Here is a 12626-nt window from a genome sequence, read left to right on the forward strand (position 1 = left end):
GAGGGGGGGGGGTTCGTCCTCGGGGCGCGTGACGGGGAGTTCGACCTCACCTGAGGTCGCCCCCGGAGCCTCACGCCAGGACGACGCAGCCGCGTTCCCGCAGCGCTCGTAGCGGTGCCGCGTCGTGGTCCACGGTGTTCCAGCGCAGATCCAGCTTCTCCAGGGCCGGCAGGTCGGCCAGCCAGTGCGGTACGTCGCGCAGCTTGTTGCCGCGCAGGTCGAGCCGGCGCAGCAGGGGGAGGCCGCGCAGGGCGTCCGGTATCTCGGGCAGGGCGTTCTCCCGTAGCTCCAGCTCCCGTAGGGCGTGGAGGCCGCTTACGGTCGCGGGCAGCCCGGTCAGCTGGTTGCCGCGCAGCCACAGCTCCCGCAGGCCCGCGAGGCGGCCGAGGGAAGCCGGGAGGCCGGTCAGGGCGGCGTGCTGGGCTCGGAGTTCGTGCAGCCCGGACAGGGTGCCGAGGGAATCGGGCAGTTGGCCCAGCGGGTTCTCGCCGATGTTGAGGTAGCCGAGGCGGTTCAGTCTGCCGAGTGTGGTGGGGAGTTCGGTGAGGCGGTTGTCGTGGAGGTAGAGGCAGCGGGTGAGTCCGGTGAGGTCTCCGATCTGTTCGGGAAGCCGGGTCAGGGCGTTGTGGCCGAGGTCGAGGGTGTGCAGATTCCGCAGACGGGCGATGGCGGGCGGTACGGAGGTCAGGTCGTTGTCGGCGAGGATCAGTGTCCGTAGCCCGGTCCTCGTCCAGGTCTCGGCAGGGACCGAACGCAGCCCGGCCTTCCAGAGGTTGAGTGTGGCGGGCGATGCCGCTGAGGTTCCGGTGCCGGTGGTCATGGACGCAGGTTACGGCGCCGGGTGGCCGGCGGAGACGGCCGCCGGCCACCCGGCCGCGCGCGGCCCCGTTACGCCCACAGCCCCAGCAGGAACGGGTAGGCGTTCAGCACCGGCGCGGGTCCCTGGACGAGATCGCGCAGGGTGAAGACGGTGTACTCGGTGCCCTTGACGGCGAAGAAGTGCACCTCGTCGCCCACCGTCGCGGAGGCGACCGCGTCCGGCTTCTCCCAGCCCTTGGGCAGCTGGCCCAGCGGCATCGGCTGCACCTCGCGCAGGTCCGGCGCGCGGAACCGGCCGTCGATCAGCACCGTGGCCTGTTCGCAGAAGAGCAGGTACTGCGAGTCGTCGGGGCGGGCGGGCGCCGCCTCCAGGACCCGCCCGTACGGCTCCAGTTCGCGGGACGGGAAGTACTCCTCGGTCCGGTCGATGCCACCGTTGCCCTTGTCGGAGAAGGCGATGGTCAGATCGCCCTTCACACCGAGGTAGGTGTGGTCGCGGTGCCGCGGGGCCCGGGTGACGAAGTCGAAGCCGCCGTGGAACTCCTTGGGCAGGTGCGGGAACTGCGTACTGATCTTGCGCGGCCCCGCCTCGACCCGGTTGCGCGAGGAGAACCGGATGACCTCGTCGCCGCGGAAGCCCTCGAACCGTACGAAGGGCGTGGTGTCGCCCGGCACGTACTTGGCGAACGTGCCGAAGACTCCGCCGGCGGCCTCCAGCGACGCCTTGAAGACATGGGTGACCGTGGAGACGATGCCGCCGCCCGGCTCCACCAGGAGTCCGGACAGCGCGTCGAAGACCGGGTCGCCGCCGCGCGGTTCGACCGGCTCGAAGGTCCACTGCTCGGCGGTGCGGTAGACGCCGGTGCTCTCCGTCGACTGCTCGACCACCGCGCCCGTGGCGGCGGAGTGGTCCTGGACGTTCACCCACAGACCGCTGTGCACGTTGGCGATGCGGTACGGGTCCTCGTCGGTGAGCTGCCACGACTGGCTCCGGTACGCCGGGGTGTTCTCCTCCAGGTGCTCCTGGACCAGGTGTGCGCCCTTGTCCTTGCTCCACCTGCGGACCTGGAGGTACCCGCCGCTGTGCTGGTTCTGGATCCGGAAGGTGCGCTCACCGCCCGGCGCCGACTCCAGCCGCCACGCCTGGGCCGCCCGCTGCGGCCAGTCCTGCAGCCGGTCCTGGACGATGTCCGCGGGGGACTGTTTGGCGTGGCCCTTGACGGTCAGGTACAGACCGCTGTTCACGTTCTTGATCAGGTACGTGCCCTTGGCGCTGACGCTCACGGGAACCTCCTGGGAACGGTCGGAAGAATTTCCGATTCCGGCGTTCTCACCCTATGAGCCCGTTCCCGAGGGCGCGACGGTACGGCCATCAGACCCGGCCAAGGTCAGCTCCCGGCCGCGGCCCGCGTGCGCACCGCCCACAAGGCCGGATCCCCGGCGGGCGTCCTCCGCCGATCCGGCCGCCCGCATCAGCAACGACCGGAACAGCACGCCGGGACGGCGGCCGTCACCCGCGCGGCAGGCCGCGCCTCACTGCTGATTGGGGATGGTCGGCGCCCGCTCCAGGGAGGTCGACAGCGGGACGCCGTGCTCGGCGCGCAGCCCCGCGTCGGCGGCACGGGTCGCGTACGCGGTGGCGGGCTCGGCGGGCTGGCCCTGCCGGGGATCGGCCAGGACGGTGGTCGCCAGGTGCCGCAGGACGTCCGCGTGCGCGTGGAGCATCTGGTGGGTGCGGGTGTCCGCCGGGTCGGCCAGCAGGATGCGGGCGGCGGTGTTCACGGCGCGCAGCCGGGGCTTCTGGGCCGCGCGGTGCGCCCGGGGCAGCGAGCGCCAGGCGGTGTTGGCGACGGTGATGCTCCGCCACAGGTCGTTGGTGGCCGGGTCGGTGTCGTAGAACCGCAGGCCGTACCGGCCGACGAGCCAGTACGAGAGGGACAGCGCAACGGCCGCCACGAGGTCGAACGTCAGCCAGGTGCGCGCCATGTGGTCGCGCTCCACGGCCGCGCCGACCAGCAGCGCCACGGCCGCGCCGCCCGCGCCGAAGAGAACCGTGGCGAGTACGCCGAAGAACGCGACCGCCGGAACGATGCCGATGCCGTTCTCACTGTCCACCCGGAGCAGCCCCTGCCAGTGGGGCGCCAGATAGCGGGCGTAGCGGACGGGTTTCGGGGCGGGTTCCGTGACGGCGATCCTTTTCGCCCAGCTCACGGCCATCGCTACTCACTCCTTCGTCGGGGGCACGGACGCAAGGCCACATCACCTCCACCAACGAACAAGGGAATTGCCGGATACGCTCGGCAAGGACAAGCAACGTTTCTGCTGAAGAAATTCCGTCGGACGGCCGGGCGCATTCGGGGGATACCCCGACGGGGCCGCGGCACACCTCCGTGCGCCGCCGCGGAAAAATGCCGCCGAATGCGCCCGGCGGCGCCGGTAAAACCCCCGGGCGGTACACCTGCGCGGCGATCAACGGCTCTTACGGAAATGGCACTTCCGGAAAAACGGCGGCCATGGTGCGGGGATATTCGTCCGCCGCCCGGGGAAATGGCCCCCGGGAAACGGGCCGGGTGCGGAATGCGGGAACGGGGCCGACGGGGCCCGGCGGCCCCCCTGTGGGGCCGGCCGCCGGAGCCCCAGGGAGGCCGCCGGATCTCAGCGGCCGGAACGGTGGCGGTGCGCGCCGCGGTTCGAGTACGCGTGCCGGGTGGCGGGCGTCACCGAAGGGCCGGGTTCGAGCTGGCGGATGAGCTGGTGGAAGCAGAGCAGCGCGGTGACCGGCGGCAGGCCCGCCACCGTGATGCCCGCCGGGGTGGTGGGGGCCTTGGCGATGCACAGCACCGTGGCCACGGCGGCGAAGAAGATCACCACGCACCAGGAGTGGGCGGTGCGCCGCCGGTGGGTGCGGGCCCGCAGGATGGACAGGATGGCGGCCATCCACGGCCCGTAGACCAGCAGCGGCCACAGCTGCGCGATGCGCGGCGACGTGGCCTCCCCGGCCAGTGCCCGCAGCGGCGGGTAGGACGCCACCGCGGCGAGCAGGCCGACCGCCACCACGATCACGGACGTGAGGGCGACGGTGACCACGCTGAGGGTGCGGCGCCAGGACCGGGTGCCGCCCTCCTTGGCGGCGCGGGCGGGGTGCAGGAGGGTCGGCTTGCGATGGCTGTGCGGCCCGTCGGCCGGCAGCTCCTCGACGACGGCGGGCTGTTCGGCGGTGTCCAGCAGCTGCGCCAGCTCGGCGTCGAGGTCGTCGGGGACCCGCATCGGCGCGTCGTGGCCGTAGGCGTCGGCCAGGCTCTCGTGGGCCGGCTGGTCGCGGAAGAGCGGTCCGTCGGCGAGGCCGAAGGCGGCCGTCAGGTCGGGCTCGGTGGTGACTTGGGCGGGGATCCGGTACCCGTCAGCGGTGGACGGCATCAGCAGGTGGAGGGTGGGGGGATCGTACACGGCAACTTCCCTGCGGGCTGGGCGGCGGCGTCGGGGCCCTGGCGGTCAGGCTGCGCTGGCCGCCTTCAGCACCGCCGGGGCCCCGCGCCGCATTCGGCGTCGCCGTGCTGCTGCGACCACAACGTCGCCTTGATCCGGTCGAGTTCCGCGCCGAGCCGGTCCAGCAGGTCTGCGGAGAGTTCCGGGCGGAAGTATTCCCTTTCGCATTCCGGTGCGGCCTGCGGCCGGTCGGTCGCGGGGGAGTCGGGGATGCCAACGGGCTTGAAGAAGCGCCGGCCGATGCGTCGTACCGGCTGTTCCACAGGAGAGTCAGGCATACATTGCGGAACGAACAGGCCGGACACAAGGGGACGGGTACCCGGTGCGAATGAACTCAAGAAGAGGTGGAGGGTACGAAGAGGCGGTGATCGGAAAGGTGGAAAAATCAGCCCGGTTCCGCGGGCCGTTCCCGCGGCGCGGCGCGGGGCGCCGGTGAGCCCCCGCGGACGCCGCCGGGCGGGCCTGCCGGGGCCGGCCGCCGGGGCGCGGGCCCGTGTCACTTGCACGGGGGCCTATACCACCGGCACCCGCCACGCGTCACCACGGCACCGAGCGGCGAGTTTGCCGGGGACGGGTCCGGCCCGCCACCTCCGTCGCGCGAACGGTTGTCCGTCCCAGGGCGCTCACCTCGGAGGCAAATCGTTACTGCCGCCATGGGAGCGGCTCCGGCGCGCGACGGACCGTTTCAGCGTATGCGCACCGGTGAGCTGAATCCCACTCCGACGCGCCCCCTCAAGAAGGTGTGACCACGGGACCTCCAGGGTGGCCCGGGTAGGTAATGGTGCGATTCACCTACCTGTCCTTTCCGGTATCCGGACGCCGTTCGGCGGCGGCCGGAACCCCGGCCCGACGAGGGGATTCCCGATGGGTATACGTGGTGCGGCGGGCGTCCGCACGGCCCGCGGTCCCGCCCCGCACGCCTGGACCGTGTCGACGGCGCCCGGCGGCGTACCGCTGCTGGGACACGCGCTCCCGCTGTGGCGGCGCCCGCTCGACTTCCTCGCCTCGCTGCCCGCGCACGGCGACCTGGTCGCGATCCGCCTCGGACCGCAGCGCGTATGGCTGGCCTGCGACCCGGCGCTGGTGCAGCAGATCCTCATGGACCCGCGCACGTACGACAAGGGCGGCCCGCTCTACGACACCATGCGCATGGTGCTCGGCAACGGGCTGGTCACCTGCACCCAGGACGTGCACCGCAGACAGCGCCGGCTGGCCCAGCCCTGCTTCCGCCCGTCCCGGATCGCCGACTACGCCCAGGTGATGAGCGCCGAGATCGACGCCGCCGTCGGGAAGTGGCGGCCCGGACAGACGCTGGACGTCACCGACGCGATGATGGACCTCTCGGCCCGGGTCACCACCGGCGTGCTGATGTCCACCTCCCTCGACCCGGGCCTCGCCGCCGAGGTACGCGCCTGCCTGTCGACCGTCATGCGCGGCGTCCTGCTGCGCGCGGTCGTCCCGCTCGGCCCGCTCTACAAACTCCCCACGCCCGGCAACCGCCGCTTCGACCGTGCTCTCGCCCGGCTGCACCACATCATCGACGGGATCATCGCCGAACGCCGCGCCAGTACCGCCCGGCACGGCGACCTGCTGGACACCCTCCTGAGTACCACGGACGACGCCTCCGGACCGGACGGCCGTCCCGTACCCGGAGGCAGTGCCCAGGAGTGCCCCCACGCCACCACCGCGCCCACCTCCCAGGAGGCACCCCACGACCAGGAACCGCTCACCGACCAAGAGGCGCACGACCAGTTGATGACCTTCCTCGTGGCCGGCATCGAGACCACCGCGCTGGCCCTCGCCTGGACGCTCCACCTCCTGGCGGCCCATCCCGAGGAAGAACGCCGGCTGCACGCCGAGGTGGACTCCGTGCTCGCCGGCCGGCCGCCCGCGCCGGACGACCTGCCCCGGCTCGGCCACGCCCGGCGCGTGGTCACCGAAGCCCTGCGCATGTACCCGCCCGGCTGGGCCCTGACCCGGGTGACCACCACCGAGACCACGCTGGCCGGCCACCGGCTGGCACCCGGAAGCACCGTCCTGTACAGCGCGTACGTGCTCCACCAGGACCCGGTGGCCTTCCCCGATCCCCAGCGTTTCGACCCCGACCGATGGTTGCCGGAACGGGCAGGGGGCGTTCCGGGCGGTGCGATGCTCCCGTTCGCCGCCGGCAACCGCAAGTGCATCGGCGACCACTTCGCGATGACCGAAGCCGTGCTCGTCCTTGCCGCCATCGCCGCGCGCTGGCGCCTGCGCCCGCCGTCCCCCAGAACCGTACGACCGGTTCCGGCGGCCGTGCTGAGCCCGGGCCCGCTGCCCATGGTCTGCGCCTCGCGCCGCGGACCGGACGGCACAGCGCCGGCCGTGCCATCTGAAGCACCGTGACCATGGAGAGAGAACCATGCAGGCAACAGGCTACGGCGTCCCCGAATCCGAGCTACCGGCCGACCGCTGGGGTCGTGACCCGTTAACGGGCGCCGGCCCGGGGCGCGACGCGGACGACGCCATGGCGGTGCGCGCCACCGTCGTCATCCCCCAGCTGTACTGCCCCATCCCGGCGGCGCGTCACCACGAGACCGCCGGCATCGAGCGGCGCGTCGTGGAGTGGATGGCGCGGTTCGGCTTCTGCGACAACGACTTCCACCACGCCCAGGTCCTGGCCAACCGCACCGCCGAGTGGGCGTGCCGGATCGCGCCCGACGGCAGCAGTCGGCTGCTGCAGATCGGCGCCGACTGGTCCTGCCTGGGCCTGCTGCTGGACGACGTCTATCTGGACGGCGGTCTCTTCAGCCGGCACCCGGAACGTTTCCTCCCGATGGCCGTCCAGGTGATCCACGGCGCCGACCACCCCGAGACCACCGACGGCGGCAAGACCGACCCCTACACCGTGGCGTTCGGCGAGGTCTCGTACCGCTACCGGCGGCACGCCACCGGCACGGTCGTACGGCGCTGGGTCGACGGCGTTGCCGAATGGTTTCTCGCCGCGTGCGTCGGCATGGGCCAGCGGGCGTCGGGCACCGTGCCGAGCCTGGAGGAGTACTTCGTCATCGGCCCGCGGGACCGCGGCACCAAGGCGTCCATCGCCGTCATCGAGATGGCGGAGGGCACCTCACTGCCCAACGAGGAGGCGGAGACACCCCGAATACGAGCGCTGACCCAGGTCGCCTCCGCCCTGGTCACCTTCGCCAACGACGTCTACTCCTACCACCGCGAGGTCAAGGAGCAGTCGCTGGAGTCGAACCTCGTCGGCATCCTGGAACACGGACTGCGCGTGCCGCCCCAGGAGGCCATGACCCGGGCGGCGGCGCTGCACGACCGGCTGATGTGCCTCTATCTCGCGCTGCGGGAGCGGATCGCGGTGCGGGCCACCCCCGAGGTGCGCTGCTACCTCGGGCAGCTCGACCACTTCATCCGCGGCAACCTGGACTACAGCGCCGTCAGCCCCCGCTACCGGGACGACCCGGGCGCCGCCCCCGATCCGGCGCCCGCGTTCGGCGTCTGGGCGGACTCGCCCAGCGATGGGAGCCTCGAACCGCTGCCGCTGCGCACGGTGGCGTGGTGGTGGGACCAGCTGAGCCCCGCGGCGTGAGGCGGCGGTGACGCCTCCCCGTCCGCGGTCACCGAGGGGCCCGTTCCCGGCGGGCCCCTCGGCCTCTCGCTCTTGTCGCAACGTTCCGGTACCGGCGCCGGGCCGCCCCGTGACGGCCCGCTCCGGTACCGGCAGGAAGGGTGAACCGGTGTGAGTGCACAGCCCCGTGTCGTCGTGGTGGGCGGCGGTATCGCCGGCCTGTCCGCGGCCTTCCGGCTCCAGGAGGCCGGCTGCGACGCCGTCGTCCTGGAGAGTGCCGGACCGGAGATGATCGGCGGCCGGATGGCCACCGTCGACGTCTCCGGATTCGCCGTCAACCGGGCGGCGACCATCCTCATCCACAGTTACCGCGAACTGATACGCCTGATCGCCGCGGCCGGCCTGGCGGGCGAGGTCGTGCCCGGCTCCGACCTCTTCGGGCTGGTACGCGACGGGCAGGTCCGCCGGGTGCGCCTGGGATCGCGCCGGCAGCTGGCCACCGGCGGCCTGCTGACCAGCTTCCCCCTCGGCGACGTCGGCAAGCTGCTGCGCGACTACCGGCGGGTGCGCCCGCTGCTGACGCCGCACGACATGTCGCCCATGGCCACCGCCGACTTCGAATCCGTGACCCAGTACGCCACCCGCCGCGGTCTGCGGCCCGAGACGCTGGAGTACCTGCTCGACCCGCTCGTCTCGGGGCTCTGCCTGGGCGAGCCCGAGGAGGTCTCCGCCGCGATGCCGTTCGTCTTCATCGACGTCATCCTGTGCGGCGGCGGCTTCTTCACGTCCAAGGAGGGCGTCGGCTTCCTGCCCAAGGGGCTGGCCCGGCAGCTGACCGTCGAATACCGCGCCCACGTCACCTCGGTCGAGGACCGCGGGGACGAGGTGGCCGTCACCTGGCAGCGGCCGGGCGAGCCGGAGCGCGTCGAGACGGCGGCGGCCTGCGTCCTGGCCGTACCGCCACCGCAAGTACCTCCGCTGTACGCACAACTTACGCCCGAGCAACGGGAGTTCCTGGACGACGCGCCCTACGCCCGCAGCATCCACGTCGCCTTCGGTCTCGACCGGCCCACGCGGGAGCAGGCGATGCTGGTGCAGGCGTCCCGCGTCGAACACCCCGACCTCTGCGCGTTCGTACTGGAGCACAACCTCTCCCCGCAGCGCGTACCGGACGGGACCGGGCTGGTGATGACGCATCTGCGCGGCGCGTGGTCGGACCGCAACTGGGACCTGGGCGACGACAAGGTGGTGGACCACGTCCTGGCGGGCGTCCGGCGGCTGGGCGTCCTGCCCGAGCTGGAGCGCCACACCACGATGACGCACATCTGGCGCGTCTCGCCGTGCCTGATCGGCCGGCGGCCGGGGGACTACCGCGCCATCGCCCGGTTCGCGGCCGGATTCGACCCCCGCGGCCGCGTCCAGCTCGCCGGTGGCGACCACCTGGGGCACTCGACCACCAACAGCAGTGTGTGCTCGGGCGAACGGGCCGCCCGCAATCTGCTGGCCCGGCTGCGCGGCGAAGGAGCGCTCGCGCCGGTGCGCCACTGACCCGCACCCCGGCGGCGCAACTGCCCGCGCTCACAACCGATTCACCCGTAAGAGTGGCTGCTTACGGGTGGATCGGGCGCGCCGCAATGGCTATACACGGGCGCGCTTAGCACACTCCGGCCCGCGGCGCGCGACAAGTCACTCATCCTGGTTACCGCGGGTCCGTATGGGCGTACGCTCTGCGCTATCGCAGGCAGAGTGCGGCCGGACGGGCCCGCACTCGCGGCGGGCGGGAGAAGCAGCGCGGCGAACGGATTCGGTCATGACCCACGGCTGGGAGCACGTACGCGACGTACGGCGGGAGTTGCTGGAGCGCAACGCCGAACTGGACGCGGCGGAACGGGCGTTGTCCCGGCTCCGCGGCACCGCCGGCGGCCCGGTGGCCGCCCAGCGCGGCGGCCTGCTCTCCTTCGCCGGATCGGCCGGGATGGGCAAGACCGCGCTGCTCGCCGAGGTGCGCGCCCGCGCCGCGGCCCGCGGCTGCACCGTGCTCTCCGCACGCGGCAACGAGCAGGAACACGGCATGGCCTTCCACGTCGTACGCCAGCTCGTGCAGCCGGTCCTGGCCGGATACGACGAGGCCACCTGCCGCACTGTCCTGGGCAGCTGGTACGACATCGTCGCCCCGGCCCTCGGCCTGGTGGCCGACGCGGGCGGCAGCTCCCCCGACCCCACCGGCGTACGCGACGGCCTGGACTGGCTGGTGACCCGCCTGGCCGTACAGCAGGCACCCACCGTACTGGTGATGGACGACGCGCAGTGGGCCGACCAGGAGTCGCTGAGCTGGCTGACCGCCTTCGCGCCACGCGCCGAGGACCTGCCGATGCTCGTGGTGGTCGCCTACCGGCCCGACGAACTGCCGCGCAGCGCCGCCGCCTTCCGCAAGCTCGCCGAACGCCACGCCTCCCGGCCCTACGTCCTCACCCCGCTCACCTGCGAAGCGGTCAGCAGCATCATCCGCGACGCGGTGGGCGACGAGGCCGAGGACAAGTTCTGCACCGAATGCTGGGCGGTCACCGACGGCAACCCCTTCGAAGCCGTGGAACTCGCCGCCGGACTGCGCGAGCGCGGCCTCAAGGGCTGCCGGGACGACCTGCCGGCGCTGCGCGAACTGGGCTCGGCCGTCAAGGGCAAGGGCCTGGTCGAGCGGCTGGACCGGCTCGGCGGCGCCGCCGTCCGCCTCGCCTGGGCCGTCGCCGTCCTGGGCACCTCCGCCACCCCCGAAGTCACCGCCGGAGTCGCCGCGCTCGGCAGCGAGTCCGGGGAGGACGTCGTCGCCCAGCTGCGCGAGGCACGCATCCTGGCACCGGACGAGGGCCCGGACGGCATCCTGCAGTTCGCCCACCCGCTGATCGCCACCGCCGTCCACCGCGCGATCCCGACAGCACTGCGCGTCGGCATGCACAACGTCGCCGCCGAAGCCGTGGTGGAAGCCGGCCTCGGACCGACGGTCGCCGCGCGGCACCTGCTGGAGGTGCCCTGCGAGGGCGACGACTGGGTCGTCCAGCGGCTGCGCCAGGCCGCGCAGGAATACGTACGCGCCGGAGCCCCCGACGCCGCCCGCCGCTTCCTGGCCCGCGCCCTGCGCGAACCGCCCTCGCCGGAGGACCGCGCCGCCGTCCTGTTCGAACTGGGCGCCGCCACCTTCCTCGCCGCGCCCGAGGTCACCGTCAACTACCTGCGCGAGGCGCTGGCCGAACCGGACGTCGAGCCCGATCTGCGCGAGGCCATCACCTACCGGCTGGCCCAGGCCCTCGCCCACACCGACCAGGTGGCCGAGGCCGCTGCGGTGGCCGCCGAGGAGGCCCGGCGCACCAGCCTCCCCGCCACCCGGCTGCGCATGCAGGCCGAGAACTTCGTATGGAGCGCCTTCCGGGCCGACGAACCGGACTCCGCCGCCCGCTCCCGCAGGCTGGCCCGGCTCGCCGACCACCTGACCGGCGACGGTCCCGCCGAGCGCTACATCCTCGGCCTGCGTGCCTGGGACTGCGTGGTGCACGGCGAGCCCGCCGCCACCGCCCTGCGCTACGCCGAAGCCGCCCTGATCGGCGGGCTGAGCTGGACGGAGGACAACCGCGGCTTCGAGGTCCCGGTCGCCGTCGCCATGACGTTCATGTACTGCGACCAGCCCGGCCGCGCCGAGGAACTGTTCACCCGCGGCATGGCCGAGTGCGAACGCAAGGGCTGGCGCGGCGCCCACCTGGCCTTCGGCCACGCCCTGCTCGGCTACATCCGCTACCGCCGCGGTGCGCTCGCCGAGGCCGAGGCGCTGGTCCGCGAAGGGCTGCGGATCGCCGAGCGGGTCGGCGGCGCGGTGCCCGCCCAGTGGTACGCCATCGGCATCCTCATCGAGATCCTGCTCGCCCGCGGCCGCGTCGAAGAGGCCCAGCAGATCGCCGACCACTTCGGCTACGGCGAAGTGGTGCCCAACGCCGTGGTCTACCCCGACTCCCGTACGGTCTACAGCGAACTGCTGCTGGCCCGCGGCCTGCACCGGCACGCCGAACACCACCTCAAGGCCGTCGGCAGGCGGCTGGAGGCCCGCGGCATGCGCAACCCCGCCTGGTGCCCCTGGCAGCTGCACCTCGCCCGCGCCACCGCGCTCACCGACAGCCCGCACGCCGTCGAGCTGGCCGAGGAAGGCGTACGCCGCGCCCGCAGGTTCGGTACCGCCACGGCGATCGGCGAGGCGCTGCACTGCGCCGCCAACGTGATCGGCGGCGGCCGGGCCCTGAAGCTGCTCGCCGAGGCCGTACGGGAACTGGAGCACTCACCCGCCGGGTACGCACTCGCCGAAGCCCTGGTCGACCACGGCGCCGCTCTGCGCCGGGCCGGCCTGCCGCAGGACGCCGCCGAGCGCCTGTACCGCGGGCTGGAGGGTGCCGTCCACTGCGGCGCCGACGCGCTGGCGGAGCGCGCCCGCGACGAACTGTCCGCGGCCGGCCTGCGCCCGCTCCAGCTCCACAGCACCGGCACCGACGCGCTCACCTCCCAGGAGCGGGTGGCCGCCGAACGGCTCGCCCTGGGCTGGTCCCCCGGCCGTATCGCCGAGGAGCTGGCCACCCCGGAGACGGTCGTCACCCGCCTGCTGTCCAGCGTCTGCCGCAAGATGGGCACGGACTACGCGGGGCTGCCGCGGCTCCTGGAGACGGCCGACCCGGCCACCGTGGCGGACGGGCCGCCGCGGCGTTGACGCCGGGCCCGCCGG

9 protein-coding genes are annotated in these 12626 nt (G+C 73.0%); 4 read left to right on the plus strand and 5 right to left on the minus strand.

Going from position 1 to position 12626, the window contains the following annotated elements; genetic code table 11:
• Positions 1–70 precede the first annotated feature (70 nt).
• From ADK86_RS17980 to ADK86_RS18000, 5 genes are all read right to left on the minus strand, one after another.
• Entirely contained in the window at positions 71–820 is a 750-nt protein-coding gene (locus tag ADK86_RS17980) for a leucine-rich repeat domain-containing protein (RefSeq protein ID WP_053697494.1), read from the minus strand.
• A gap of 68 nt (positions 821–888) precedes the next feature.
• Positions 889–2103, minus strand: coding sequence for an RICIN domain-containing protein (locus ADK86_RS17985; protein ID WP_050507065.1), 1215 nt, complete (start codon positions 2101–2103; stop codon positions 889–891).
• Between the two features lie 249 nt (positions 2104–2352).
• Positions 2353–3036 (minus strand): hypothetical protein, encoded by a 684-nt coding sequence (locus ADK86_RS17990; RefSeq protein WP_030651077.1) that lies wholly within the window; start codon positions 3034–3036, stop codon positions 2353–2355.
• A gap of 438 nt (positions 3037–3474) precedes the next feature.
• Positions 3475–4266, minus strand: a complete 792-nt coding sequence (locus ADK86_RS17995) for a DUF2637 domain-containing protein (protein ID WP_030651080.1) — start codon at positions 4264–4266, stop codon at positions 3475–3477.
• Positions 4267–4331: 65 nt separating this feature from the next.
• Positions 4332–4610 (minus strand): hypothetical protein, encoded by a 279-nt coding sequence (locus ADK86_RS18000; protein WP_158712160.1) that lies wholly within the window; start codon positions 4608–4610, stop codon positions 4332–4334.
• Between the two features lie 559 nt (positions 4611–5169).
• On the opposite strand from ADK86_RS18000, the gene ADK86_RS18005 reads away from it, so the two are divergent.
• The 4 genes from ADK86_RS18005 (at position 5170) to ADK86_RS18020 (ending at position 12611) form a co-directional block, all read left to right on the plus strand.
• Positions 5170–6687 (plus strand): cytochrome P450, encoded by a 1518-nt coding sequence (locus tag ADK86_RS18005; protein ID WP_053697495.1) that lies wholly within the window; start codon positions 5170–5172, stop codon positions 6685–6687.
• 16 nt (positions 6688–6703) lie between these two features.
• Positions 6704–7891 carry a terpene synthase family protein gene (locus tag ADK86_RS18010; RefSeq protein WP_159393879.1) on the plus strand — a complete coding sequence of 396 codons (1188 nt, stop codon included), beginning with the start codon at positions 6704–6706 and terminating at the stop codon, positions 7889–7891.
• A gap of 150 nt (positions 7892–8041) precedes the next feature.
• On the plus strand, positions 8042–9418 hold the full coding sequence (locus ADK86_RS18015) for a protoporphyrinogen/coproporphyrinogen oxidase (RefSeq protein ID WP_053697497.1): 1377 nt from the start codon (positions 8042–8044) through the stop codon (positions 9416–9418).
• A 262-nt stretch (positions 9419–9680) separates the two neighbouring features.
• Complete coding sequence (locus ADK86_RS18020) at positions 9681–12611, plus strand: ATP-binding protein (RefSeq protein ID WP_053697498.1); 2931 nt, start codon at positions 9681–9683, stop codon at positions 12609–12611.
• Positions 12612–12626 lie beyond the last annotated feature (15 nt).

Source organism: Streptomyces sp. NRRL F-5755 (assembly GCF_001279365.1).
Lineage (GTDB): Bacteria > Actinomycetota > Actinomycetes > Streptomycetales > Streptomycetaceae > Streptomyces > Streptomyces rimosus.